The 26653-nt window shown below is 71.0% G+C and carries 22 protein-coding genes; 14 read left to right on the top strand and 8 right to left on the bottom strand.

Going from position 1 to position 26653, the window contains the following annotated elements; all coding sequences use genetic code 11:
• Positions 1–191: 191 nt before the first annotated feature.
• Together B2K11_RS09135 and B2K11_RS09130 are read right to left on the bottom strand one after the other, a co-directional pair.
• A complete protein-coding gene (locus B2K11_RS09135) occupies positions 192–902 on the bottom strand; it encodes a YcnI family protein (protein WP_163617963.1) in 711 nt (236 codons plus the stop codon).
• 136 nt (positions 903–1038) lie between these two features.
• Positions 1039–1602: a hypothetical protein gene (locus B2K11_RS09130; RefSeq protein ID WP_163617962.1), complete on the bottom strand. Its 564-nt coding sequence runs from the start codon at positions 1600–1602 to the stop codon at positions 1039–1041.
• A gap of 95 nt (positions 1603–1697) precedes the next feature.
• Between B2K11_RS09130 and B2K11_RS09125 the strand changes: the two genes are divergently transcribed.
• Positions 1698–2993 (top strand): M50 family metallopeptidase, encoded by a 1296-nt coding sequence (locus tag B2K11_RS09125; protein WP_163617961.1) that lies wholly within the window; start codon positions 1698–1700, stop codon positions 2991–2993.
• 125 nt (positions 2994–3118) lie between these two features.
• On the opposite strand, the gene B2K11_RS09120 is transcribed toward B2K11_RS09125, so the two are convergent.
• Together B2K11_RS09120 and B2K11_RS09115 are read right to left on the bottom strand one after the other, a co-directional pair.
• Positions 3119–5131 (bottom strand): chorismate-binding protein, encoded by a 2013-nt coding sequence (locus tag B2K11_RS09120; RefSeq protein WP_163617960.1) that lies wholly within the window; start codon positions 5129–5131, stop codon positions 3119–3121.
• A gap of 179 nt (positions 5132–5310) precedes the next feature.
• Positions 5311–6546, bottom strand: coding sequence for a low temperature requirement protein A (locus B2K11_RS09115; protein WP_163617959.1), 1236 nt, complete (start codon positions 6544–6546; stop codon positions 5311–5313).
• Positions 6547–6684: 138 nt separating this feature from the next.
• Between B2K11_RS09115 and ispG the strand changes: the two genes are divergently transcribed.
• From ispG to B2K11_RS09095, 4 genes are read left to right on the top strand one after another with little or no spacing between them, the layout of a single operon-like run.
• A complete protein-coding gene (gene ispG, locus B2K11_RS09110; RefSeq protein WP_204260065.1) occupies positions 6685–7836 on the top strand; it encodes a flavodoxin-dependent (E)-4-hydroxy-3-methylbut-2-enyl-diphosphate synthase in 1152 nt (383 codons plus the stop codon).
• On the top strand, positions 7836–8717 hold the full coding sequence (locus tag B2K11_RS09105) for an aminoglycoside phosphotransferase family protein (protein WP_163617958.1): 882 nt from the start codon (positions 7836–7838) through the stop codon (positions 8715–8717). The genes ispG and B2K11_RS09105 overlap by 1 nt, the downstream gene beginning before the upstream one ends.
• A gap of 38 nt (positions 8718–8755) precedes the next feature.
• Positions 8756–9502, top strand: a complete 747-nt coding sequence (locus B2K11_RS09100; protein ID WP_163617957.1) for a metallophosphoesterase family protein — start codon at positions 8756–8758, stop codon at positions 9500–9502.
• A complete protein-coding gene (locus B2K11_RS09095; RefSeq protein ID WP_163617956.1) occupies positions 9499–10695 on the top strand; it encodes a benzoate/H(+) symporter BenE family transporter in 1197 nt (398 codons plus the stop codon). Before B2K11_RS09100 ends, B2K11_RS09095 begins: the two co-directional genes overlap by 4 nt.
• Before the next feature lie 41 nt (positions 10696–10736).
• Here B2K11_RS09095 and B2K11_RS09090 read toward each other — a convergent pair whose 3' ends face one another.
• Positions 10737–12179 carry an RNB domain-containing ribonuclease gene (locus B2K11_RS09090; protein WP_163617955.1) on the bottom strand — a complete coding sequence of 481 codons (1443 nt, stop codon included), beginning with the start codon at positions 12177–12179 and terminating at the stop codon, positions 10737–10739.
• 118 nt (positions 12180–12297) lie between these two features.
• Between B2K11_RS09090 and B2K11_RS09085 the strand changes: the two genes are divergently transcribed.
• From B2K11_RS09085 to B2K11_RS09060, 6 genes are all read left to right on the top strand, one after another.
• A complete protein-coding gene (locus B2K11_RS09085; protein ID WP_163617954.1) occupies positions 12298–12834 on the top strand; it encodes an RNA polymerase sigma factor in 537 nt (178 codons plus the stop codon).
• Positions 12831–14039, top strand: a complete 1209-nt coding sequence (locus B2K11_RS09080) for a hypothetical protein (RefSeq protein ID WP_163617953.1) — start codon at positions 12831–12833, stop codon at positions 14037–14039. Before B2K11_RS09085 ends, B2K11_RS09080 begins: the two co-directional genes overlap by 4 nt.
• Positions 14040–14113: 74 nt before the next feature.
• Positions 14114–15910 carry a proline--tRNA ligase gene (locus tag B2K11_RS09075; protein WP_163617952.1) on the top strand — a complete coding sequence of 599 codons (1797 nt, stop codon included), beginning with the start codon at positions 14114–14116 and terminating at the stop codon, positions 15908–15910.
• A 122-nt stretch (positions 15911–16032) separates the two neighbouring features.
• A complete protein-coding gene (locus B2K11_RS09070) occupies positions 16033–17301 on the top strand; it encodes a nucleotide disphospho-sugar-binding domain-containing protein (protein ID WP_163617951.1) in 1269 nt (422 codons plus the stop codon).
• 181 nt (positions 17302–17482) lie between these two features.
• The gene (locus B2K11_RS09065; RefSeq protein WP_163617950.1) at positions 17483–18532 is read left to right on the top strand and encodes a TIGR00730 family Rossman fold protein; all 1050 of its coding nucleotides are present in this window, start codon (positions 17483–17485) and stop codon (positions 18530–18532) included.
• 195 nt (positions 18533–18727) lie between these two features.
• On the top strand, positions 18728–20755 hold the full coding sequence (locus B2K11_RS09060) for a PhoX family phosphatase (protein WP_163617971.1): 2028 nt from the start codon (positions 18728–18730) through the stop codon (positions 20753–20755).
• 130 nt (positions 20756–20885) lie between these two features.
• Here B2K11_RS09060 and B2K11_RS09055 read toward each other — a convergent pair whose 3' ends face one another.
• The 3 genes from B2K11_RS09055 to B2K11_RS09045 all read right to left on the bottom strand — a co-directional run bounded on the left by B2K11_RS09055 (position 20886) and on the right by B2K11_RS09045 (position 23071).
• Complete coding sequence (locus B2K11_RS09055; RefSeq protein WP_163617949.1) at positions 20886–21527, bottom strand: GPR1/FUN34/YaaH family transporter; 642 nt, start codon at positions 21525–21527, stop codon at positions 20886–20888.
• A gap of 119 nt (positions 21528–21646) precedes the next feature.
• Positions 21647–22168, bottom strand: coding sequence for a pyridoxamine 5'-phosphate oxidase family protein (locus tag B2K11_RS09050; protein ID WP_163617948.1), 522 nt, complete (start codon positions 22166–22168; stop codon positions 21647–21649).
• 84 nt (positions 22169–22252) lie between these two features.
• Entirely contained in the window at positions 22253–23071 is an 819-nt protein-coding gene (locus B2K11_RS09045; protein ID WP_239525876.1) for a DUF1206 domain-containing protein, read from the bottom strand.
• 131 nt (positions 23072–23202) lie between these two features.
• Between B2K11_RS09045 and B2K11_RS09040 the strand changes: the two genes are divergently transcribed.
• From B2K11_RS09040 to B2K11_RS09030, 3 genes are all read left to right on the top strand, one after another.
• Positions 23203–25101: a lipase family protein gene (locus B2K11_RS09040; RefSeq protein WP_163617947.1), complete on the top strand. Its 1899-nt coding sequence runs from the start codon at positions 23203–23205 to the stop codon at positions 25099–25101.
• 112 nt (positions 25102–25213) lie between these two features.
• Positions 25214–26203 carry a transcription termination factor NusA gene (gene nusA / locus B2K11_RS09035; protein ID WP_163617946.1) on the top strand — a complete coding sequence of 330 codons (990 nt, stop codon included), beginning with the start codon at positions 25214–25216 and terminating at the stop codon, positions 26201–26203.
• 105 nt (positions 26204–26308) lie between these two features.
• A complete protein-coding gene (locus tag B2K11_RS09030; protein ID WP_163617945.1) occupies positions 26309–26563 on the top strand; it encodes a YlxR family protein in 255 nt (84 codons plus the stop codon).
• Positions 26564–26653: the final 90 nt, after the last annotated feature.

Below are 26653 nucleotides of genomic sequence, written 5' to 3'. Positions count from 1 at the left end.
GCGAGCGTGTCGGTCATGGGGAGTCCTTGCGTGTCGTCGTGTCCGGTCGTTGAGCGAGCGAAGCGAGACGAAACGGCGCTTGCTCGTGGGTTCAGGCGTTTCGTCTCGCTCGTTCCTCGCTCGCTCAACGGCCCGGGCAGAGGGGCCCGCGGGCGGCGGTGCCTCGCCCGCGGGCCAACGGCCCTGCCGGGTCAGGCCTTGCGGCGGCCGCGCACGAGGACGATCACGAGCGCTGCGAGCCCCGCGGCGAGTCCGCCGGCGGCGAGCCAGCGGGCGACCGGGTCGGCCGAGGAGGCGGATGCCGCATCCGCCGTCTCGGCGCTGGCTTCGGCGTCCTCGTCGGCCGTGTGCTGCGTGGCCGCGGCGGTGTCGTGGCCGGTGTCGGCCGCGACGGCGCCCACCTCGATCAGCGGCGCCGGTGCGTCGAGGTCGTGGGGGTCCTCACCCTCCTCGGCGATCTGCGTCCACGCCGTCTCGCCCTCGGCGCAGGTCTGGGTCACCGGGAAGGCGAGGGTCGTGCCGGCCGCGTCCTCGGTGAAGAGCACATCCATCGAGACGGTCGCCTTGAGGCCGTCCTCGACGGGGGTGGCGGCGGTGTAGACGACGCGGGTCGGCACGCCGTCCGCGCCGAGTTCGCGCGTGATGCTCCAGCCGCCCTGGACAGCCGGCGTCACGTTGCCGACTCCGTCGGGGATGTCGATGGCGAGGGCGGTCGTGGGGGAGCCGTCGCAGCCGTGCGAGAACGAGAACGCGAGCGTCTCGGTGCCGCCGGCGGACGCCGTCCCGGGGTTCACATGGACGTGCGCGGACGCGGCGAGTGGCGCGCCGAGCGCCAGGGCGAGGCCGGCGGTCGCACCGATCGCGATGCGGCGGCTGCGGGACAGGGGGGAGTGCGTGGTCATGAGTGTGCTTTCGTCTTTCGTCGAGGTCGTCGGCGCGGACGGCCGAACGACGCGTCGCGGCGAGTGCGCGTACGCGGGTGAATCCGGCGTGCGCATCGGGCGCGGCCGGCGACGGGTGCGGCGCTCGAGGCGCCGCTCAGGCGAAGGCGGGTGGTCCGCGCCGTGAGACGTCGGACAGGAGGATGCGCGGCGCGGCACCGCGCGTGGGTGCCTGCGCGGCAGGCAGCCTCGGCGTGGGCACACGCGACGCGATGCCCCGCACCCGCGTGAAGATCGATCGGATGCCGCTGCCCAGGGCGCGCAGCATCCGCTCTCCGCCGTGGAGTGCCAGGACGGTGCCGAACGCGGCGAGCACATGGGCGGCGAGCATGGGTGCGTCGGGGACGACGAGGGCGCTCAGATCGCCGCCGAGGTGGGTCACGTGGTGCCCGTGCAGCGCCGCAGCGTCCGCGTCGGCCGTGACGGCGAAGGCGACGTGGAAGAGCGCCTGGCTCGCGAGCACGGTCGCACCCACGCGCCACGCGGACAGGCGCCGCCCGATCAGGCCGACAGCGAACGGCGAGGCGAGGATGCCGACGGCGGCCACCAGTGCGGGGGAGGGCGCTCCGCCGCCCGCGAGCGTGTGGGCAGTGGCGGCGACGACGGTGGCAACCCACGCAGCGGCAGTGCCGCGCAGCGCGCGCACGTGGCGTGGGGTCACGGCTCCTCCTCGCCTCGAGCTTAGGGGAGGAGCGCGGCAGCCCTCGCGTGCACCGTCACACCCAACTCAAAGCATCACGCGGGTACCGTGGGCGTGTGGAGATCCTCGCGTTCGTCATCGGTGTCGTGCTCATGGTCGTGGGCCTCGCCGTGTCGATCGCGCTGCACGAGCTCGGCCACCTGTGGCCCGCGAAGAAGTTCGGCGTCCGCGTCGGCCAGTACATGATCGGCTTCGGGCCCACGCTGTGGTCCCGACGCATCCGCGGCACCGAGTACGGCTTCAAGGCCTTCCCGGTGGGCGGCTACATCTCTATGGCCGGGATGTATCCGCCCTCTCCCCAGGCCGCGAGCCGGGGTGGACGCGCCGCCGGCGGCTTCTTCGCCACGATGGTGCAGGACGCCCGCGACGCCAACGACGAGACGGTGCACGGCGATGATGACGCACACGTCTTCTACCGCCTGCCGGTCTGGAAGCGCATCGTCGTGATGCTCGGCGGCCCGGTCATGAACCTCCTGTTCGCCATGGTGCTGTTCGCGATCCTCCTGACGGGCATCGGCGTGCAGACCGCGACGACCACCGTCGCCCGGCTCTCGGAGTGCGTCCCGACCACGAGCTCGAGCGAATGCGCCGAATCCGCGCCCGCCGCCCCCGCCGAAGAGGCGGGCATCCAGGCCGGCGACACGATCGTGTCGATCGACGGCGAGCCGGTCGCGGACTTCGACGAGGCGACCGCCATCATCCGCTCCTCACCCGGCGAGCAGCTGACGTTCGTCGTCGAGCGCGACGGCACCGAGCAGAGTCTGCAGGTGACGCCTGCGGCGATCCAGGCCGAGGTGACGGCCGCCGACGGCACGACCAGCACCGAGGAGATCGGCTTCGTCGGCATCGGCCCGTCCGTCGATTACGTCACACAGCCGATCTTGGCCGGACCGCAGATGGCCTTGCAGAACGTCGGAGCCGTCGCGGGGATCATCTGGCAGCTTCCCGCGAAGGTGTGGGAGACGGGCGTCGACCTCGTCACCGGCGAAGAGCGCGACCCGAACGGCCCGCTCAGCATCGTGGGGGCGGGGCGGCTCTCCGGCGAGGTGGCCGCAGCGGACTCGCCGATCCTGAATCGGGTCGCGGGGTTCCTCTCGCTCCTGGCCTCGCTCAACATCGCCCTCTTCGTCTTCAACCTCATCCCGCTGCTGCCGCTGGACGGCGGGCACGTCGCCGTCGCGCTGTGGGACGGACTCAAGCGCGCGTGGGCGAAGCTGTTCAACCGGCCGCCGCCGAAGCCGGTCGATGCGACCAAGCTCGTGCCGGTGACCTTCGCCGTCTTCATCGCACTGCTGGTGATGGGCGGCATCCTGATCCTCGCCGACCTGTTCAACCCCGTCTCGCTCATCTGACGCGGAAATATACCCTCTCGCGACTCCGGTGCCAGGGAATCGCGAGAGGGTATATTTCGCACGGCACCGCGGGGAGGGGGGCTCCCGCGGGCGGACGGATGCCGTGGAGCGGCGGATGCCCCGGCTCAGGCGGTGACGGGCGTGAGGGCCTGGGCGACCAGGCGCTGCAGCGTCGTCATGCCGTCGCGCGACAGGATCGACTCGAGGTGCCCCTGCACCGACGCGAAGCCCGGACCGCGCAGCGCGTAGACATCGCCCGCGGCGTCGGCCGCGATCTCCGCCTCGCCCGCGCGCGTGGTGCCGGCGGGCACGCGGGCTGTGAAGGTGTTGTAGAAGCCGATGGATGCGGGCATCCCGAACACGTCGACGGATTTCTGAAGTCCCTGGTGCGGCGCGTCGAGCGGTGCCAGACCGATCCCGAACGTGTCGGCGAGGATCTGGTGGCTGAGGCACACCGCGAGGAGCGGCCGGCCGGCCTCGCGTCGTCGCGCGACGACCTCGCGCATGCGGCGGATGCGGGGGCTCGACGCGTCACGCGGGTCGCCCGGCCCCGGCCCGGAGACCAGCAGCTCGGCCCCATCGACCTGGGCGTCGGTGACCGCGTCCCACGGCGCGATCTCGACCTCGAGTCCGAGATGGCGGAGCTGATGCGCGAGCATCGTGGTGAAGCGATCCTCGGCGTCCACGACGAGTGCCGACCGGCCCGCGAACGGCGCGGGACCATCGGCGCCCTGCGGGTTCAGCCAGAACTCGGCGAGGCGCCCGTTGCGCGAGGCCAGCAGCTCGGCGATCGCCGGGTCGTCGGCGAGCCGGCGCGGGGCGGGGGCGGGGGCGTCCTCGTCGATGACGTGTGCCGCTGCGACGTCCGCCACCGCAAGGTTCGCCACGGTGCCATTCGCCACGGTGCCATTCGCCACGGTGCCCTTCGCCGGCGCGGCGACGGCGGCTTCTGCTGCGGCGTCACGGGGCACAGCGCCGATCGCGCCGAGCACTCCGGCCGCCTTCCCGTGCGTCTCACCGACCTCGCCGTAGGGGTCGGAGTGGCGGACGAGCGTCGCACCGACCGGGACGCGCAGGCGGCCGTCCTGAAGGTACGCGGTGCGGATCAGGATCGGGGCGTCGAGGTCGTGCGTCGCCTCGTCGGCCGCGAGGGTCAGGCGGGGGGTGAACAGCGCCGCCACGCCGGAGTAGTAGCCGCGGGGCGTCGTCTCGTGCCGGCTGATGACCGTGCACGCATTCTGCATGGGTGAGCCGGTCACGGTCGGCGCGAACATCGTCTCGCGGAGGATGTCGCGCGGATCCAGCCGGCTGCGTCCCCGCAGGACGTACTCGGTGTGGGTGAGCCGCGACATCTCCTTAAGGTGCGGGCCCGTGATGCGGCCGCCGTCGGAGCAGACGGCGCTCATCATCTTGAGCTCCTCGTCGACGACCATGAACAGCTCCTCGGTCTCCTTCGTGGAGCGGAGGAACTCGGTGAGCGTCTCGGCGGTCGCGCCCCCGGCGGGGTGGCGGAACGTCCCCGAGATCGGGTTCATGGTGACGACGCCGTCACGGGCGCTGACGTGCGCCTCGGGGCTCGCGCCGACGGCCACGTGGCCCGGCGTGACGACCGCGAAGGTCCAGTAGGCGCCGCGCTCGTGCTCGAGGAGAGCCCGGAACCACGTGAGGGCGGCGGTGGCGGCGTCCGTCGACACGCCCGCGGTGAAGTCGCGGCGGATGACGAAGTTGGCGCCCTCGCCGCGCCCGATCTCGTCGGCGATCACCCGCCGCACGATGTCGGCGTACTCCTCGTCGGCGATGTCGAAGCCCGCGTCCTGCAGCGCGACCGGCTCGGTGGGCAGCTGCGCGAGAGCTTCGTCGCGGGGGAGCGCTGTCCGCTCGCGGACGATGAGGCAGCGCAGCGGTGCTCCGTCGTCGTGGCACTCGAACCCGCGCTCGCGGACTTGTCGGAACGGCACCAGGGCCAGCACCTCTCGCGGTGCTCCCGAGTCATCGGTGAGCGGGATGTCGGACAGCAGGTCGACGTCGACGACGTCTCCCGTGAGCAGCTCGACGGTCGCAGCATCACGGGCGATGAGGGCGAAGGGTATGCCGCGGTCGGCGATCTCGCGGAGCGAGGGGTGGGCGGGCCCGGTCATGGCTGTGGTTCTTTCGTCGTGGGGGAGGCATCCCTTACGAAGAAGAAGACCGCCCCGAGGGCGGTCTGGGTCGCGCGAAACCCACCGCCTATGCGGTGAGCCACCAGGTGGTGAGGCGTGCGGACATGCGCCGAACCTACCACACCGCTCCTGGCCCCCGTCGGCCGCCGCCGTCGAGGTTACGTCTGTCGCGCGCGCTCCAGGATCTCGGCTCCGTGACGCCAGCCGACGGTCTCGTAGCCGACCACCACCACGGCGGGCGCGCACGCGATGAGCAGCAGCGCCACGCCGAGCGACGCGCCGGCCACGACGGCCACGACACTCGCGGCGAGGAACGCGACCGAGCCCACGTAGAGCCAGATGTGGAACGGGTCGAACTGCATGACGGTCAGCGCGTAGATGCCGAACAGGAAGGTCTCGTAGACGAGCACCGGGATCGCGATGCTCAGCACGGCGAACGTCTCATCGACGTGCGCGTGGTGCGAGATGACGTTCGCGGCGACGTGGAGCCCGGCGCCCACGGCGATCAGCGATCCGAAGACGAAGAGGTGCAGGTAGCCCCACGGGAACCCGCGCCAGCGATGATGCGCGAGCACCTCGCCGAACGGGATGACGAAATAGCTCCACCACATGCCGAACGCCAGCGCGGTCCCGGCGAACGCGATGAGGGCGGCCTCCAGCGACCAGACGTCGTCCTGCACGACCGCGGAGATCGCGAGGATGGTGCCGAGGATGACCTCGCCCAGGGTGATGATGACGAGGAGTCCGTAGCGCTCGGCGATGTGGTGGGCATGCCAGGGCGTCGGTCCGAATCGCTTCTCGGCGAACAGCGGTCCCGCGAGTTCGAACAGCATGAGCAGCGTGGTGAACACCAACGTCGTGCCGACGGGCAGATTGAGGAAGATCAGGACGATCCAGCCCAGCTGAGCGATGGAGACGTTCACGATGTACGCCATGCAGGTCTTGCGCCGCTTCTCGTCCTGCACGGCGGCGCGGATCCAGAGCGCGATGGTCGCGACGCGCATGACGACGTACCCGACCACCATGACGGTGTTGTTCAGATAGTCGCCGTCGTCGATGGAGTGGAACACGTCCGGCACGCCGAGCGCCACGATCAGCACGCCCACCATCACGACCAGCGTCGAGACGCGGAAGTAGGCGTCGTCGGTGTCGTACGCCGACGCCAGCCACGAGTAGTTGATCCACGCCCAGGTGACGGCGAACGTCGCGAAGGCGAACCCGATGAGGGCCGAGGAGACGTGGCCGAGCTCCAGGTAGTGGGCCATCTGCGACGAGATCTGGCTGAAGGCGACGACGAAGGTCAGGTCGAACAGCAGCTCCAGCGGGGTCGCTGCCCGATGGGCCTCGTTCGGGTCCCTGCCGGTCATGCGTCCGAGGTGGTGGCTCAGGCTCATGGCGGGAAGATACACCGTCTGCGCGACGCGCCGGCACGCGAGCGGGTCTCATCGGTCGCGGCATCCGCTCAGCACTTCGGCAGGCTCCTCCCCGGCGACGCCGGGCCCCGCGGGCTCCGTGCCGCGTAGGCTGGGGGCGTGCCAGCCGTCAATCTCGGGATGCCCAAGGTCCCCGAAACGCTCGCCCCCCGTCGCAAGACCCGCCAGATCAAGGTGGGCAAGGTGCTGGTGGGCGGCGACGCCCCCGTGAGCGTGCAGTCCATGACGACGACGCCGACGACCAACATCAACGCGACGCTCCAGCAGATCGCCGAGCTCACCGCCTCGGGCTGCGAGATCGTGCGCGTGGCGGTGCCGTCGCAGGACGACGCCGATGTGCTGCACATCATCGCGGCGAAGAGCCAGATCCCGGTGATCGCCGACATCCACTTCCAGCCCAAGTACGTGTTCCAGGCCATCGACGCCGGCTGCGGCGCGGTGCGCGTGAACCCGGGCAACATCCGCAAGTTCGACGATCAGGTCGGCGCGATCGCCGCCGCGGCGAAGGCCGCCGGGGTCTCGCTGCGCATCGGCGTCAACGCCGGTTCGCTCGACCGGCGCCTGCTCGAGAAGTACGGCAAGGCGACTCCCGAGGCGCTCGTCGAGAGCGCCGTGTGGGAGGCATCCCTCTTCGAGGAGCACGACTTCCACGACTTCAAGATCTCGGTCAAGCACAACGACCCGATCGTCATGGTGAAGGCCTACCGCCTGCTCGCCGAGCGGGGCGACTGGCCGCTCCACCTCGGCGTGACCGAGGCCGGCCCCGCGTTCCAGGGCACGATCAAGTCCGCGACGGCGTTCGGCATCCTGCTCGCCGAGGGCATCGGCGACACGATCCGCGTCTCGCTGTCGGCGCCACCCGCCGAAGAGGTCAAGGTCGGCCACCAGATCCTGCAGTCCCTCAACCTGCGCGAGCGCAAGCTCGAGATCGTGTCGTGCCCGTCGTGCGGCCGTGCCCAGGTGGACGTCTACACGCTGGCAGACAACGTCACCGAGGGCCTCAAGGACATGACCGTGCCGCTGCGCGTGGCCGTCATGGGCTGCGTCGTCAACGGGCCGGGCGAGGCCCGCGAGGCCGACCTCGGTGTCGCCTCCGGCAACGGCAAGGGGCAGATCTTCGTGAAGGGGCAGGTCATCAAGACCGTCCCCGAGGCCGACATCGTCGCCACCCTCATCGAGGAGGCGAACCGCCTCGCCGCCGAGATGGGCCCTGACGCGGCAGTCGGCACAGCGCAGGTCGTCACGTCCTGATGGGCTTCGGCCGGCTCTCGGCCGTGCAGCGGGTTCGGGTCGACGAGTGGCTGCCGGGAGCCGAGGTCGTCGCCGACCTCAGCTGGAACCAGGTGGAGACAGTCGTGCTGCGGGTGCGGCACGCCGAGCGGGAGCTGATCGTCAAGGCGTCCGGCGACGCCGACCACCACATGGGTCGCGAGCTCGACGCTCATGAGGGCGGGTTCGTCTCACCGTGGCAGCACGGCGGGCATGCGGCGCTTCTGCTGCACGCCGACCGCGCGGCACGTGTGCTGGTGCTCGACTGGCTGCCCGGCGTGCTCGCGTACCGGACGCCTGCGGGAGTGGACCCGGGGGTGCACCGGCGCGCGGGAGAGCTCCTGCGGCGGTTCCACGACCAGGCTTCCCGCCCGTCGGACGGAACGGATGCCGCTGCCACGCGTCGCGCCTTGCGCTGGCTCGACACGTCCGACGCCATCGCGCCGGAAATGCAGGCACGGCTGCGTCACGCGCTCGCCGCGCTGCCGCCGGTCGAGGACGACCTCGTTCCGACGCACGGGGACTGGCAGCCCCGCAACTGGCTCGTGGACGGCGGCGTGGTGCGGGTGATCGACTTCGGCAGGTTCGCCTTCCGCCCGGCCGCGACGGACTTCGTGCGGCTCGCGGCGCAGGAATGGCGTGAGAATCCCACCTGCGAGACCGCGTTCTTCGAGGGGTACGGCCGCGATCCGAAGCTCGGCTCCGGCCCGTCCGACCGCGCCTCCGGGCCGTCTCACTGGCTCCTGCTGAGATTGCGGGAAGCCATCGGCACCGCCTGCTGGGCGCATCAGGTGGGCGACGAGGCGTTCGAGGCGCAGGGCCACCGCATGATCGCCGACGCGCTCGCCGAGTTCGAGCGCTGACACCGCTCTCGCTCCGCCAGCCGTGGCATGATCCGAAGGTGCCTCTCGACCGGATCGCCGTCATCTCCGACGTCCATGGCAACCTGACTGCGCTGGAGGCGGTGCTCGACGACATCGCCGGACACGGCATCCGTCGGATCTTCAATCTGGGCGACAACATCGGCAAGGGCCCGCGGGGTGCGGCCGCCTGCGACCGGCTGCGCGAGGTGTGCGAGGTCAACATCCGCGGCAACTGGGACGACTTCATCGGCACCGTCGGGGACGACCAGCCGGAGGAGATGCGGTGGTGGCGGGACGAGCTCTCTGCCGCACAGCGGCAGTGGCTCGGCAGTCTCGGGCTCAGCCACGACCTCGTGATGAGCGGCCGCCGCATCCGGCTGTTCCATGCGTCGGCCGCGAGCCCGCATGTGCGGGTGCGCTTCCATCACACCGATGAAGAGTTCGACGGCATGTTCCGCGCCACGGCCATGACGGGCGACGGCCCGGCACCGACGGTCGTGGGCTACGGCGACGTCCACGATGCGTACCTCGAGTCGCGCGACGGCCGCACGCTCTTCAACACCGGAAGCGTCGGCAATCCGCTCGACGAGCCGACGCCGAGCTACGTGATCCTCGAGGGCGTGCTCGGCGCGACCGCGCCCGCGCCGTTCGAGGTGCGCTTCGTGCGCGTGCCGTACGACGTCGACGCCGAGGTCGCCGTCGCGCACGAGGTCGGGATGCCCGCGCGCGACGTCTGGGAGGTCGAGCTCCGGACCGCCGTCTACCGCGGTCGGCAGAACGCATGAGCGCCGCCGCGCCTTCGGAGGCAGTCGCGCCCCTCTCGCGCCCCATCGTCGCGGGGATCGTGACGGCGCTGGTCGGTGTCACGAGCTCGTTCGCGGTCGTGCTGACGGGGCTCGACGCGGTCGGCGCCACGCGCGCCCAGGCGGCGAGCGGACTGCTGGTGCTGTGCCTCACCATGGGCACCTCGGCCATCCTCCTCGCCTGGCGGTACCGGATGCCGATCACGGTCGCCTGGTCCACACCCGGCGCCGCCGTGCTCGCCGCGACGGGCTCGGTCGAGGGCGGATGGCCGGCGGCGGTCGGGGCCTTCCTGGTGACGGCGGCGCTCATCCTGCTGACCGCGCTGTGGCCGCAGCTCGGCCGGCTCATCGCCCGGATCCCGCCCTCCATCGCCCAGGCGATGCTCGCGGGCGTGCTGCTTCCGCTCTGCCTCGCGCCGGTCACGGGCCTCGTGGTCAACCCGTGGGGCGTCGTGCCGGTCGTGGTGACGTGGCTGGTGTTCGTGCGGATCGCACCCCGGTGGGCCGTGCCGCTCGCGTTCGTCGCGGCATCCGTGGTCGTGGGGGTGGATGTCGCCGTCACGGGCGCGACGATCGACCCGGCGCTCTTCGTGCCGCGGCTCGAGCTCACGGCGCCCACGCTCACCTTCGGAGCCGTCGTCGGCCTCGCGCTGCCGCTCTTCCTGGTGACGATGGCGTCGCAGAACGTGCCGGGCGTCGCGATCATGCGCAGCTTCGGCTACGAGGTGCCGTGGCGGCCGGCGATGCTCGTCACCGGCGTCGGCACCGCGATCGGCGCGACGGCGGGCGGGCACGCGATCAACCTCGCGGCGATCAGCGCGGCGCTCGCCGCGGCGCCCGACGCCGATCCCGATCCGAAGCGACGCTGGATCGCCGGCGTGTCGACCGGCGCCGCCGGCATCGTGCTGGGCGGGCTGTCGGCGGCGCTGGTAGCGCTGGTCGTGGTCGCTCCGGAGGCCGTCATCCCGGCGGTCGCCGGCATCGCGCTGTTCGGCGCCTTCGGGTCGGCCGTGCAGCAGGCGATCGACGACCCGGGGGAGCGGCTGCCCGCCGTGGTGACGTTCCTCGTCGCGGCGTCGGGGGTCGCCATCGCGGGTGTCAGCGCGGCGTTCTGGGCTCTCGTGGCCGGGCTCGTGGTGCGCGAGGTGCTCCACGCGGGTCGCCGCTCGCGCTGACGAGCGACCGGTTCACCGGCGCCCAGCGTTGCGACACGAGGCTAGGCGGTCGGCTCCAGCACGATCGTGCCGGTCGCGATCGAGGTGCGCGTGAGACGCAGGTGCACCGTCTCGCCCGGGGCGGCGTCGAGGCCGGTCACCTTCGCTGTCACCGGAGGATCGGTCAGCTGCACCCGAGCGCCGTCGTTGCGCCGGCCGAGCACCACCGCCTCGAAGACCTGCCCTTCGTGCCGTGAGAGCAGCGCGGCCTCGACCCTGTCGAGCGTGGCGGCATCCAGCCGGTTCGCCACGCCGTCGCTACGAGCCATGATCTTCGGAAGGGTGGGGAGGGTCTCGCGCACCCACTCCGGAACCTCACGCCCATTCGCCAGCGCTTCGCACGTGACGAGCGACCAGCGATCGACCAGTCGGCGCAGGGGAGCGGTGGCGTGCGCGTACGGCGCACCGATCGCTGCCTGCAGAGGATCGGCAGGCGGGTCGCCGTCGAAGGCCACGTAGCCGGCGCCGCGGAAAAGCCCGGCAGCGGCATCCAGGATCGCCAGCGCCGCCGGCAGATCGCGGTCGAGTGAGCGCAGATAGTCGCCGTACGAGACGTCTTCCGGCCAGGGGATGCCGAGCGCCACCGTCTGTGCACGGAACGCGGTGATGTCATCGGGCTCAGCGGCGGGCATGGTGCGGAGGATGCCGACGCCACCGCGGAGCATCAGTTCTGCCGCCGCCATGCCCGTCAGCAGGGAGGCCTGCGCGTTCCAGTCCTCGATGGCGAGCGGCGCCTCCCGTTCGAGGCGGTATCCGTGATCGTCGGCGACGATGCGGGCTTGCGGAACGTTGAGGCTCACACCGCCGCGCTCCGCCTCGCGTTCCCGGCGCAGCGGCCCGAACCACGCGAGCGCTCGCAGCGCTTCCGGCGCGGTGCCGGTGTCGATGGCGGCCTGCGCATCCACGTAGGTCCACTGGGCGCGGGAGCGGATCACCGCGCGGCGCAGGGTGGTCTCGACCGGGCGTGCGCCATCGTCGAGCACGAAACGCCACACGAACGCACGCCTCTCCCGCCCCGGCAGCAGCGAGGCCGCGTCCTCGCTGAGGGCGACGGGATGCAGCGGGATCCGGCCGTCGGCCGCGTACAGCGTCTGCCCGCGCAGACGCGCTTCGCCGTCGACGGCGCCACCCGGTGCCACGAAGGCGGGCAGGTCGGCGATGGCGTACTGGAGCACCGCGCCCGTCGCCGTGCGCTCGAGGTGCAGCGCCTGATCGAGATCCGTGGAGCCCGCGGGGTCGATCGTGAGGAACTCGATGTCGCGCAGGTCGTCGAGCTGCGCGGCCGCCGGTTCGGTCGGGACGCTGCGCACCGCCTGCTGTGCTTCGGCCTCGACCTCCGCCGGGAAGCCGGCCTGCAGGTCGAGCTCCGTCCGCAGCTGCGCGAGCGATTCGGTCAGGTCGTCGTGGGCCCGTGCCGGGACCACTCTGGGGCGACGTGCGGGCACCCGCTCAGTGTAGGCAGACGACCGGGCCGATGGTGCGGCAGGCGGAATGATCTCGCGCTTCTCCGGCCGCCGCCCAATGGGATATGAACCATCCACGCGAACCCGGACACTACAGAGTATGGAAGATGACGACGCCTCCCTCTGGGAGCGGGTCCTGGCCGGCGACGAGGCCGCGCTGGCGATGCTGTTCGACCGCCACGAGGCACGTCTCTTCCGGCACGCTCGCCGTCTGCTCACAGCGCGAGAGGACGCCAAGGATGCGGTGACGATCGGGTTCTTCGAACTCTGGCGCAAGCGCGAATCGGTGCGCCTCGTGGACGGCTCGCCACTGCCGTGGCTGCTGAACACCGTCTCGAACTGCGCCCGCAATCTCGAGCGCTCCGGCCGCCGCTACCGGTCGCTCCTCGCCCGGACGCCGGTCGCGGCGAACCCTGGAGCACCGGAGGGTCCGGACGAGACCGGTGTGCTCGCCGCCCTGAAGAGACTGCCCGCCCGCGAGCAGAGCGTCGTCGTACTGACCGTCCTCGAGGGCTATCCCGACCGGGCGGCGGCCGAGACACTCGGCATCCCTGTGGGCACCGTGAAGTCGCGGCTCGCCCGCGCCAAGGCAAAGCTACGCGAAGACATGGCTTCGATCGAGGGAGCATGGGCATGAACGACGACCTCACCCCGAACGAGCGCATCGAGATGCGCGATCTCGTTCTGGCGGGCGCGCAGCGCATCCGCCCCGCGGGCAAGCGCCAGATGCGGATCGCCGCCGGCGCGATCGCGCTCGTGCTGATCGGCGTGGTGAGCGGCGGAGCCATCACGACCGCCGCCCTGCTCGGGTCCGACGCGCGGCCGGCGCCCGCGCCGACGACGAGCGAGACCCGGCCGACGCCGTCTCCCTCGCCGACCCCCGAGTCGACGCCCACCCCGACGCCGACTCCGACACCCGCACCCAGCACTCCGTCTGCGCCGGCTGCGGGCGTCACTCCCTTCGCCGGAGAATGCGAGAACGCGCTCGACGAGGCGGACGTGGAGGCGGTCGCCAAGATCGACATGATGCTGTCGGACTACCGCTGGAAGACCGGCGCGAACGAGGTCCTCGGGGGCATCGACTGCGTCTGGGTCTCGGACGGCGTGTACCTGGCGGCCACCGCACACCTGATGGCCTATCCCGAGGCCGTGGTCGGCGACGCTCTGCGGTCCGGCACCGCGACCGGGTGCGTGCCCGTCACGGAGGACGGGACGCGCGTCGAGTGCACGGAGGCGGGCGTCGTCGGCGGCACCTGGATGGTCGTCCGTGCCGGGGGCGAGAAGGATTCCGTGACGGCGGCCGGTGTGGCCGGGCTCTTCGCGGAGGCGTCGCGCCGGTTGGCCGATCACCCGGCCCCGAGCCCCGCGGCCCGTACGGCCGAGTGGTGGGCGCTGCCCGACTGCGCCGCGATCGTCGCATCCATCGACCCGGCGGTCTACGGCTTCGAGCGGATCGCACTGCTCGGACAGAGCAGTGGCGGCGAGGCGACCGAGCGACTGGAGGGCATCGCGCTCTTCGCGGGCGTCACGAACTGGTGCGAGCTGCATTTCACCTCGGGGAGCGGGGACACGACCTCGGGTGAGGTCGTCCGGGTCGACGTCGTCCCCGGCGGCGCGATCGCATTCCAGACGGCGCTCGACGCGACGGACGCGCAGCCGGTGACGGTCGACGGGGCACAGGCCGCCGTCGTCGCCCCCGGGCTCGACCGTTACGAGGGATCCGGCTCCGTGATCGTCGCGACCGACGGCGTCAACGTCCTCATGGTGACGCCCGACATCATCCGGAGCACGACCGACGCACTGCCGCTCACCGCGGTGGTGCTCGCGCTGATGCGCCCCTGACTCCGGGAAGCGGCGAGGCACGCCCGCGCTGCCCGGAGAGGCCGCGGCATCCGCTCGCCCTAGACTTGACCCTCGTGGTCACCCGTCTGTCGCACTTCTTCCTCCGCACGCTCCGTGAAGACCCCGCCGACGCGGAGGTCACGAGCCACCGGCTGCTCGTGCGCGCCGGCTACATCCGGCGGGCCGCGCCGGGCATCTTCACCTGGCTGCCGCTGGGGCTCAAGGTCAAGGCGAAGATCGAGAAGGTCATCCGCGACGAGATGACCAGCGCGGGCGCCTACGAGGTGCACTTCCCGGCACTGCTGCCGCGCGAACCCTACGAGGCGTCGGGCCGCTGGACCTCCTACGGCGACGGCATCTTCCGGCTGCAGGACCGCAGGGGCGCCGACTACCTGCTCGCGCCCACCCACGAGGAGATGTTCACGCTCCTCGTGAAGGACCTGTACTCGTCGTACAAGGACCTCCCGCTGACGATCTACCAGATCCAGGACAAGTACCGCGACGAGGCCCGCCCGCGTGCCGGACTCCTGCGCGGCCGCGAGTTCACGATGAAGGACGCGTACTCGTTCGACTACACCGACGAGGGTCAGGATGCCTCGTACCAGTCGCAGCGCGACGCCTACGAGCGGATCTTCCAGCAGCTCGGACTGGAATACGTCATCGTCGCGGCCGACAACGGCTTGATGGGCGGCGCGCGGTCGGAGGAGTTCCTGCACCCGACCCCCGTCGGCGAGGACACGTTCGTCCGCTCGGCCGGCGGCTACGCCGCCAACGTGGAGGCGTATACGACGACCCCTCCGTCGCCGATCCGGTTCGACGGGCTGGGCGCACCGGTGATCTTCGATTCGCCGGACACGCCCACGATCCAGACGCTCGTCGACCACGCGAACGCCCACCTCGACGCCCCCGCCTCGGGGATCGCCGGACCGGCGACCGACGGCGCGCTGTCGTGGACAGCGGCGCACACCCTCAAGAACGTGGTGCTCGCCCTCACCCACCTCGACGGCACCAGGGAACTCGTGATCGTCGGTGTACCCGGTGACCGCGACATCGACGACAAGCGCGCCGAGGTCGCCTTCGCGCCCGCCGCCGTGGAGCCCGCGACCGACCAGGACTTCGAGAAGCACCCGCTGCTCGTCAAGGGCTACATCGGCCCGTGGTCCGAGACCGGCGCGGTGCTCGGCGAGGAGTCGGCCACCGGCATCCGCTTCCTGCTCGACCCGCGCGTGGCGGACGGCACCGCGTGGATCACCGGCGCCAACATCGACCAGAAGCACGTCCACACGCTGGTGGCCGGGCGGGACTTCGCCGGCGACGGGTTCGTCGAGGTCGCGAACGTGCGCGCGGGAGACCCTGCACCGGACGGCTCCGGCCCGGTCGAGCTCGCGCGCGGCATGGAGATCGGGCACGTCTTCCAGCTCGGCCGCTTCTTCGCCGAGACCCTCGGCCTCAAGGTCCTCGACGAGAACGGCAAGCTCGTCACCGTCACGATGGGCTCCTACGGCATCGGCGTGACCCGCATCCTCGCGATCATCGCCGAGCTCAACAACGACGACAAGGGCCTCATCTGGCCGGCATCGGTGGCTCCGTTCGACGTGCACGTGGTCGCTGCAGGCCGTGATGTCGTCGTGTTCGACGTCGCTGCGCAGCTGTCGGCGGATCTCGAGGCATCCGGTCTGGACGTGCTCTACGACGACCGCCCCAAGGTCTCGCCGGGCGTGAAGTTCGGCGATGCCGAGCTCGTCGGCGTGCCGAAGATCGTCATCGTCGGCCGCGGGGCCGCCGACGGGCAGGTCGAGCTCTGGGACCGCCGCACCGGCGACCGCGAGGTCGTCCCGGTCGCCGAGGTCGTCGCCCGCCTGCGCCCCTGATCCGCACCGCCCCCGAGAGAGGCGCGAAAGGGTAGATTCCTGCCGCGGAACCATAGCCTTTCGCGTATCCGGAATCGGTGAAGCCCTGGCGGGCGGTGCTCCTGACCGCGAGGATGACCCGCATGGGTCGGTTCCTGCTCATCGCCATGCCGTTCACCGGACACGTCGCGCCACTGACGGCGGTCGCGCGGCAGCTGGTGGAGCGCGGGCACGATGTGCGCTTCTACACGGGATCCCGGTTCCGCTCTCGGGTGGAGGCGTCGGGCGCGCGCCTCGTGCCGTGGCGCGAGGCGCCCGACTTCGACGAGAACGACGTGTCCGCCACCTTCCCGCGCCTCGTCGGCAAGAAGGGCATGCGGCAGCTGTTCATCAACGTGATCGACTGCTTCATCGGCACCGCCCCCGCGCAGGTCGCCGACCTCACGGCGGAGTGGGAGCGCGAGCCGTGGGACGTGCTCGCCGCCGACGAGATGTCGCTCGGCGCGGTGCTGTTCAGCGAACGCCATCGGATGCCGTGGGCCACGGTCGCCGTGCTCCCGCTGAACCTCCCGGGGCCGGCCGGGCCGCCGAGCGGCATGGGGCTGCGACCCGGCGCGAACCCGGTCACGAAGGCGCGCGACGCCGCGCTGCGGGGGCTGGTCCCGCTCGTCTCGCGGCCGCTCGTCGCCGCGATCGGTGACGCGGAACGCGCGGTGGGGCTGCAACAGAGCGGCCGGACCATGGACCGGATGGTGTTCTCGCCGACGCTGATCGCGGCGAGTGGTTCCGGGCTGCTCGACTATGGACGCACGGACCGCCCCACGCATCTGCATTTCGTCGGGGAGCTCGCGGAACAGACGGCCGCGTCGAACCCCGCCGACCTGCCTTCGTGGTGGGACGAGCTCGACGGCCGGCGCATCGTGCTCGTGACGCAGGGCACGGCGAACATCGATCCCGACGACCTCGTGCGACCGTCGGTGACGGCACTGGCCGACCGCGACATCCTCGTGGTCGCGACCACCGGTGTTCGCGGGAGAGACGCGTTCCCATTCGCGGTGCCGTCGAACGCGCGCGTCACCGGTTTCGCGCCGTTCGGCGCACTGCTTCCGCGGGTCGACCTGGCGATCACGAACGGCGGCTGGGGCGGCACGCTCGCGTCACTCGCCCGCGGTGTGCCGCTCGTGGTCGCGGGCGGCGACCTCGACAAGCCCGAGGTCGCGTCGCGGGTCGCGTGGAGCGGGGCGGGCGTGAACCTGCGCACCGGCACACCGAAGGCGTCGGCGGTCGCCGCGGCGGTCGATCGCGTCCTCGGGGAAGCGTCGTTCCGGGATGCCGCAGCCCGCGTCGGCGCGCAGCTCCGATCGCTGGGCGGCGCCGCCCACGCGGCGGAGCTCCTCGAGGGCATGCGCTGACCTTCGCGCTGTCGCTTCCGGCACTCGCTGCGGGGAGTCCGGACAGCGGATGCCGGTTCGGGGCGCGCAAGCGGAACGAATGGATGCCGCGCCCACGGGTTGCACGCCGCGCGCGGGTTGCGGCATCCGATGTTCGGACGTCGCTCACCCGCGCAGCGGCTGATCGTGGCACGCTGGCGTCATGGGTCAGAGCGACACGGGAACCATCTCGCACACCGTCACAGAGGAGATGCGCGCCACGATCGCGGCGGCGGGGATCACCGACAACGCCGATCTCATCGCACGGATCCTCGCGACCGGCATCGGGTTGGGGATCGACGGCGCCGACCGGCTCGATCTGAAGATCGCGAGCTCCGCGCTCACCGAGATGCGAGCGGCCTTCCGGCTGTTCGCACCCTATGAGGACGTGCCGAAGGTCACGATCTTCGGCTCCGCACGCACCCTCCCCGAGGACGCGCTCTACCGGCAGGCGTCCGAGGTGGCGGCGGCGCTCGCCGAGCACGGCTGGATGGTCGTCACGGGCGCCGGTCCCGGGATCATGCAGGCCGCGGCGGAGGGCGCGGGACCGCACAACTCGCTCGGGGTCTCGATCCGGCTGCCCTTCGAGGAGAAGCCGAACGCGATCGTCGGCGAGAACGCCCGCAACGTCGCGATGAAGTACTTCTTCACGCGAAAGCTCATGCTCGTGAAGGAATCCAGCGGCTTCGTCTGCGTGCCGGGCGGCTTCGGCACGCTGGACGAGATGTTCGAGCTGCTGACGCTCCAGCAGACCGGCAAGGCGGACCCCACGCCGATCGTGCTGCTGGATGCGCCCGGCGGCACGTTCTGGTCGGGGCTGCGGCGATTCATCGATGACCACCTCCGGCCGGGTGGCGTCATCTCCGAGGGTGACTTCGATCGGGTGCTCGTCACCGATTCGGTGACGGCAGCCGTCGAGGAGCTCTCCGGGTTCTACCGCAACTACTCGTCCTTGCGGTGGGTCGGCAAGCGGCTGGTGCTGCGGCTGAAGGCCGAGCCGACGGATGCCGAGGTCGAGGCGCTCAACGCCGCGTTCGGCGATCTCGTGATCGAGGGCCGCATCGAACGGCGTGGACCGCTGCGCGTCGAGGTCGAGGACGACGACCAGCTCGAGCTGCCCCGGCTGGTGCTGCGGCTCAACCAGTTCCGCGTGGGCGAGCTTCACCGCCTGATCCGGGCCATCAACGCGCTCGCGTCGGCGCCGAAGGACTGAGCTGCCGGCACGTTCACCTCTGCCTCGGCATCCGTCGTCGATGAGTCCGTTCTCATGCGCTGGTTGCCCGTCGTTCATCTGCGGTTACCGCGGGTGTCGCCGCACCGGAACAGGCTGGCGCCACCCCGACCGACCGTCATGCACGCAGAGAGGACGATCGTGAGCATCGTCGAAGGATTCCGCCGTCCACTTCCCATGGCCGACCATGTGCGCGGCAAGCGGCTCGCCGCGACCTGCCAGTACAAGTGCGCCAACGCGTGCCTCGGCCCCGAGTGCAACTCGTCGCACAATGAGACCTTCCAGGAGGTCGCCTCGGCCGCACTGTCGCGCCGCGCGCTGCTCGGTCTCGGTGCGGCCGGCGCCGTTGCGATCGCCGTGGGCGGTCTGCGGCAGCAGGCCCCTCTGTCGGCCCCCGGCTCGGCCGGTGTCGGCGGCGCGGGAGCCGCGTTCGCGCGCCCGGCCGGCGGCAGCCTCCCGTTCGACGCCATCGCGCCGGTGAACCGCTTCGTGGACGACTTCGTCGTTCCTCAGGGGTACAGGTGGCAGCCCATCATCCGCTGGGGCGACCCGCTCTTCTCCAACGCCCCGGTGTTCGACTTCAACGGCCAGACCCCCGCCGCGCAGGCGCTGCAGTTCGGCTACAACGCCGACTACCTCGACATCGTCGCCGATCCGAGCGGCAAGACCGGCGTGCTCGTGAACAACCACGAGTACTGCAACCCCGGCATCATGTTCCCGCCGTCGAGCGACCCCGCCGAGCTCCAGCGGCGCGGAGACATCTTCAAGGCGGCGCAGGGCATGTCGGTGGTCGAGATCACGCGCAAGCGCACCGGTGCGCCCTGGTCGTACGTCGTCGACGGCAAGCGCAACCGCCGCATCACGGTCGAGACCGTGTTCGAGCTCACCGGCCCGGCCGCCGGCAGCGACCTCGTCAAGACCGCCGCCGACCCGGAGGGTCGCTGGGTGCACGGCACTCTCGGCAACTGCGCCGGCGGCACGACCCCGTGGGGCACGATCCTCTCGGGCGAGGAGAACTTCAACGGCTACTTCGCGTGGGCCGCCGACACCGCCGCGCAGAAGCGCTACCAGTCCACGTCCTCGACCTCCACCGAGACGGGCTGGGACAAGTACGACCCCCGCTTCGACGCGCACAACCCCGACTTCGTCAACGAGCCCAACCGCTTCGGATACATCGTCGAGATCGATCCGCAGGATCCCACCTCGACGCCGCGCAAGCACACCGCGATGGGTCGGTTCAAGCACGAGGGCGCGAACGTCATCGTCGCCGAGGACGGCCATGTCGTCGCCTACATGGGCGACGACGAGCGCAACGACTACCTCTACAAGTTCGTGTCGAAGAACAAGATCTCGGGCTCGCGCAAGAAGAACCTCGAGCTGCTGAGCGAGGGCGACCTGTACGTCGCGAAGTTCCAGGGCAACTCGCCGGCCGGTGAGATCCTCGGCACGGGCGCGCTCCCCGCCGACGGCGCCTTCGACGGCTCGGGCACGTGGATCCCGCTCACCCGCAACGGCGAATCCGTCGTCGCGGGCTTCACGACGGAGCAGGTGCTGGTCTACACACGTCTCGCAGCGGATGCCGTGGGCGCGACGAAGATGGACCGCCCCGAGGATGTCGAGCCCAGCCCCAAGACCGGCAAGGTCTACCTGGCGCTCACGAACAACTCGGCGCGCTCGGTCGCCACCCTCGACGAGGCCAACCCCGTCACCGGCAACCGCTACGGCCACGTCATCGAGCTGACGGAGACCGCCGGCCAGTCCGGCACGACGTTCGGCTGGAGCATCCTCCTCCTGTGCGGCGACCCCGCGGTGTTCGCGAACACGTACTTCGCGGGCTTCCCGAAGGAGCTCGTCTCGCCGATCTCGTGCCCCGACAACGTCGCGTTCGACTCCGCAGGCAACCTGTGGGTCTCGACCGACGGCGCGCCCAGCACGATCGGCTACAACGATGGCCTGTTCCTCGTTCCGCTCGAGGGTGCGGAGCGGGGACACGTGCAGCAGTTCCTCGCGGTCCCGCGCGAGGCCGAGACGTGCGGCCCCGTGATCCACGACAAGGACGGCATGGTCTTCGTCGCGGTGCAGCACCCGGGCGAGGGCGGCACGTTCGCCGCACCGACGTCGCTGTTCCCCGACTACGGGTCGGCAGAGCCCGGCGATGCGCCGAACGCGCCCCGCCCGTCGGTCGTGCAGGTCTATCGCGCCTGACCTCGCCTCGGCCGCACCTCGTGACGACGCCGCGCCGCCCCTCACCCGGGCGACGCGGCGTCGTTCGTCGGGACCCGGTCGCGAGGGAGGCGAAGTGCTTCGGTGTCGGCCGTGCGGGCGCAGCCCGGCGTCAGGACTCCGGGTTGGGATCCCCGAGGATCCACGGCGGGCCGAGGGGCACCACGCGGCGCCCGATGGTGCGCCAGTAGAACTTCTCGACCAGCAGGTACGCCGCGAGCGCCGACGCGACGAGGAGGATGATCGAACCGGTGATCGCGAGGGCTTCGGTGTCGGCGAATGCCGCGACGGACTGGAAGCCGAGCCCCAATGAGACGGCGAGCAGGGTCACGGGCAGCACGGTGTTGTGCACGGCGCCCGCGGGGGTGAACAGCAGGGCGAGGATTGCGAACACGAGCGAGAAGAGGCCCCGCGCCTGGGCGGTGACCTCGAAGAAGCCCAGCTCCTCGCCGAGGAGGAACCCCGGCACGACGATCCAATACCACCCGAACGCGTTGTAGACGATGAAGTGGAAGTTGTCGCCGGCGAAGTACGACAGCATGCCGGCCGTCACCTGCACGACCCCGCCGAACACGGCGCCCACCCAGAACACCGGGGCGTCGTCCTGCAGGCCGAGGTGAGCGAGCTGGGCGGTGACCGTGGCGATCACGAAGCCCAGCAGTCCGATCAGCCCCGGATCGGCGACCCGCAGGCCGCCGCCGGGAGGCACGCGCAGGGCGTCGGTGATGGCGATGTTGGTCGTGCCGTCGGTCATAGTGTGCCTCCCGTGCTCGCCACCCGCGTCTTCGCCCAGTATGGCGAGGACGCGCGGGGCTGCGCCACGTCCGATCGCGACGGCGGCTCGCGGCCGCCACCGGCGACGTCCGCTCGGTGTCAGCAGCTGACCCTGCCGTGCGACATCGTGTCGTCGGGCGTGTCCTTCGTCACCAGGGCCTTCAGCATGCCGGCCGCCGCGACGAGCTTGCCGTGCTTCGGCTCCCAGAACTCGCACTCCACCGGAGTCACGCGCAGCAGCACGATCCCGGGGGTGTCCAGGCCGTCCTCGAACCAGATGTCGAGGTCGGGGGAGTAGAGCTCCTTCATCTTCGCGTCGTCGCGGACCACCTCGGCGCGACCCGCGACCGAGACGTAGCGGTGCCCTTTGGGGTCGAGGTAAGACAGGCCCACGTCGTGCTGCGGGTCGGCCTGAGCCTCGGCGACCTTGGCGGTTCCGGCGAGGGTGAAGAACCAGATGTCGCCTGCTTCGTCCATCTGTCGCGTGCTCATCGGCCGGCTCACGAGATTGCCGGCGGCGTCCCGGGTGGTCAGCATCGTGAAGTCGATGTCTTCGACGAGTTCCTTGACCCTGGCGATCGCCTCGGGACCGGTGACGAGATCTTCTTCTGTGTGCGTCATACCCCCAGCCTCGGCGCCGCCGTGTGCCCTCGCCAGACCATTGACAGCACGGATGCCACGCCGTAACGCCGTTCGAGCGCGCGATCACATCTGCGCGAAGCGCGCGCGGGCGACCGTGAAGACGCCGTACGCGATGAAGCCGAGGCCGACCATCCAAGCGAGCGCAGGACCCAGGAACAGGTCGAGGAGCGCGTCCACCGCGCCGTCCAGCCCGCCTGCGGCGTCGGGTTCGGTGCCCACCGCGGCCACCAGGAGCAGCACGCCCACGATGATGAGCGCGATGCCCTTGGCGACGAAGCCGACGATCCCGAGCACCGTGATGCCCCGTCCGAGCTTGCCGTCGGGAGTGCGGATGCGGTTGCGGAAGCTCCGCCGCACCCCCATGACGACGAACGAGATCCCGCCGATGCCGATGCCGAGCCCGATGAGCCCGAGCACGATCGATCCGCCCCAGAGCCGCAGCAGCACCTGGCTGGCGCCCTCGGCGGCCTCCTCGCCGTTCGGGCGCGCGCCCATCGCCACCGCGGCCGAGATGGCCCCGAGCGCGACGAAGACGAGGGCCTGCCCCCAGTCGGCGAGTCGCCGCCCCCACTTGCGCGCGGCGCCCTTGACGTCGCCCGACAGGTCGCGGGCGAGGAGCCCCTCGGCCGCGCGCCACACGGCCAGCGCCCACAGCCCGATCGCGACGAGCCACAGGACGACGAAGCCGGCAGGCGCTCCGGCGACCGCCTTCATCGCACCCGCCTGGTCGCCCTCGCCGTCCCCTCCTGCCGCGACCACGATGACGATGACGCCGATCAGGATGTGGATGATGCCGTTCGCGACGTACCCCGCACGAGCCATCGCCTCGAAGACCGAGCTGGCCTCCGCTTCACGAGCCAGGTGCTTCGCGTTCGCTTTCACGCCCTCACGCTAGACCGCGCGGACGCCGGAGAGAGGGGGTTGACGCGGACCGCGCGTGACGCGCGGGGGTCCGTGTCGGCACGTCCGGCCGGTGAAGGGCGCCCCTCGAACGCGCATCTATGATGGGGCGGATGATCCGCGAGGGCCGTCGACCTCCCGTCTCCGGGTGGAGCGTGGTGCCGCGACTCGTGCGCGGGGCTCCTCCGGTCGTGCTCGTCGTGGTGGGTGCGCTGGCGCTGCTGGTCGGTCTCCTCATCGTCACCCGGCCCCTCACGTCGCTGGTCCTGCTGACGGTCTATGTGGGACTCAGCGCCATCTTCTCCGGCGTCGCACGGATGCTGGCCGCCCCCGAGACCGCGCTTTGGTCGCGCGTCGGCTTCGGCGCAGTGTGGATCGCGCTGGGCCTCGCGATCCTCCTCGGCCTCGGCCGCACCCTGGAGCTGCTGCCCGAGATCATCGCGGTGCTTCTCGTCCTCGGCGGCCTGGCATCGATCTACGACGCGGTGCGTCGCGGGAGCGTCAGCCAGCGTGTGCTGGCCGGCGTCTGGGGCGGAGCGCAGATCGCGTTCGGCATCCTGTCGTACGCGTGGCCGGATGTGACCGTGCTCCTGGTCGCCCTCATCTTCGGCGTCCGCACCGTGATCTTCGGCGCGTCGCTGCTCGTCCGCGCGGTGCGGGCCTTCGTCGAGGGGCGGCGATCCGTCCCGGCCACCGGCGAGCCCGCTCGGGACACGGCGGGTACGGATGCCGCGGCATCCGCTTCCGGGTCTGCGGCAGCCGACGCAGCCCGGCGTGGTCGGGCGCGCGCCGGCTGGCTGGCCACAGGGCGCTACGCCCTCGCCTCGCTGCTCGTGGCGCTCGCCGTCGGCGGGTGGTGGGCGAACTCGTGGTTCCAGGACGGCGCCCAGGTCGTGGACGCGTTCTACGATCCGCCCTCCGTCGTGCCGTACGAGCACGGGCACCTCATCCGCACGGACGACTTCTCGGGGCAGAAGCCCGCCGGCGCCGACGTCCGGCGGATCCTGTACACGACCCGCGACGCCAACGGTCAGCCCGCGGTGGCGAGCGCGCTCGTGATCACGCCGCGAGAGGCGCCGCCCGGGCCTCGGCCGGTCGTCTCGTGGAACCACGGGACGACCGGCGTCGCGCGCGGCTGCGCGCCGAGCCTGCGTGACGCGTCGGCCACCAAGTGGGCGATCCCGGGCCTCGACGAGGCGATCGCCCGGGGATGGGTGGTCGTCGCCTCGGACTACTCCGGTCAGGGCGCACCGGGCGTGTTCCCGTACCTCATCGGTCGCGGTGAGGCGCGATCGTCTCTCGATGCGGTGCTGGCCGCGCGCGAGGTCGAGGGCCTCAACCTGTCCCGCCGCACCGCTGTGTGGGGGCACTCGCAGGGCGGGCACGCCGCCCTGTGGACGTCGCAGATCGCCGGCGACTACGCGCCTGACATCGATGTGCGCGGCACCGCGCTGCTGGCGCCCGTCGCCGAGCCGATCGCGCTCGCCGAGGAGCTCACCAGCGGGGATGCGAACGCCATGCTGTCGATCCTCATCTCGTGGGTGCTGGTGCCGTACGCCGACACCTACGACGACATCGACCTCACGCGCTACATCGCGCCCGGCTCCGAGGCGATCGTCCGCGAGATGACGCAGCGCTGCCCGTCCGAGCCAGGCGTGATCGTGTCGGTGGCGACGGCGCTCGGCGTCTCGGAGGACCGCCCGCTGTTCGTGGGCGACCTCACCGCGGGCGCGCTCGGCCGCCGGCTGGCGGACAACACGCCGACCGGTCCGTGGGGCCAGCCGATGCTGATCGGCTGGGGGGACGAGGACGAGGTCATTCCGCCGCATCTCCAGCACGAGTTCGTCGAGCAGCTGTGCGCCGACGGCAACCAGGTCCGCTTCCTCGAGTACCGCGGCTACGACCACCTCGGCATCCTCCTGCCCGGATCGCACTTCGTCCCCGTGCTCATCGACTGGACCGATGCGAGGTTCCGTCACGCCGACACGCACGTCGACGACTGCCTGAACTGATCGCGACCACCGGCGCCTGCGGGGCCCGAAACCGTGCGCCGCGGCATCCGGTAATGTTGGAGGGTTCCGGCGTGCGTCGACGCGCCGGTGAGAGCTGAATACGGAGGCCACTGTGGACATCGATCTCGGACTGCTGCGGACTGTCGAGCGCGAGAAGGAGATCCCCTTCGAGGAGCTCGTACGCATCATCGAACAGGCGATCCTGACCGCCTATGCCAAGCACACCTCGCCCACCGGCGAGCTGCCCGACGGCGCGCGCTCGGAACTGGATCGCAAGACCGGTCACGTGGCCGTGTTCATCCCGCTGCTCGACGACGAGGGCGCGGTCATCGGCGAAGAGGAGTCGACCCCCGAGGACTTCGGGCGTATCGCGGCGTTCGCCGCGAAGCAGGTCATCAGCCAGCGGCTGCGCGACATCGCCGACGACGCCGTGCTGGGGGAGTTCCGCGGCAAGGAGGGCGACATCGTCGCCGGGATCGTGCAGCAGGGCCCCAACCCCCGCATGGTGCATGTCGATCTCGGCTCGGTCGAGGCGATCCTGCCTCCCGAGGAGCAGGTGCCCACGGAGGACTACGCGCACGGCGCCCGCCTCCGGGTCTACGTGACGTCGGTCGCCAAGGGCGCCAAGGGGCCCCAGATCACCGTCTCGCGCACCCACCCGGGTCTGGTGCGCAAGCTGTTCGCGCTCGAGGTTCCCGAGATTCCGGCGGGACTCGTCGAGATCGTCTCGCTCGCCCGCGAGGCCGGCCACCGCACCAAGATCGCGGTGAAGGCCAACGACCCGTCGATCAACGCCAAGGGCGCATGCATCGGCGAACTCGGCCGCCGCGTGCGGGCCGTCACCGAGGAGCTCGGCGGCGAGAAGATCGACATCGTCGACTACGACCCCGAGCTGGCGAAGTTCGTCGCGAACGCGCTGTCGCCCGCCAAGGTGACGTCGAGCTTCGTGCTGGATGCCTCGAACAAGGCCGTCCGGGCGCTCGTGCCCGACTACCAGCTGTCGCTCGCCATCGGCAAGGAGGGCCAGAACGCCCGCCTCGCCGCCAAACTCACCGGCGCCAAGATCGACATCCAGCCCGACAGCATTCTCGAGGAGAGCTGACGCGGCCGCGCCGCCCTCAGTAGCTCGGTGTGAGGAACGGGTCCGGGGCACAGGCCCTGAGGCGTAGACGAAGGAGGTCCGGGGCATCAGGCCCCGGGGTGTAGAATGGAACCTGTACGAACGTGCGTCGGATGCCGCACGCGTGCTCCCCGGTCCGCCCTCCTCAGGGTGGTATCCATCGATTCCGTCCTCGTCCTCGACGAGCGCGCATCGATGCCCGGACGAGGCGCGTGGGTGCACGAGACGCCGGAGTGCATGGATGCCGCCCTTCGGCGCCGTGCCTTCGTACGAGCATTGCGTGTGTCAGGCCCGCTTGACACGCAGACCATCGACCAGTACCTACAGCGAACAAAAGGCTGAACGGCTATGGAAACAAAGTGAACGGCTCGAAATGAGACCCGTCCGCGATTAACGGTCTGCCCTGTCTGGGTGGACCCAGACAGGAGAATT

Origin of the sequence: Microbacterium sp. B35-30, from assembly GCF_010634855.1 — a bacterium.
In the GTDB taxonomy this organism is placed as follows: Bacteria; Actinomycetota; Actinomycetes; order Actinomycetales; family Microbacteriaceae; genus Microbacterium.
Note: the sequence above shows the minus strand (reverse complement) of the source record. Positions and strands in the feature narration are given on the sequence as shown.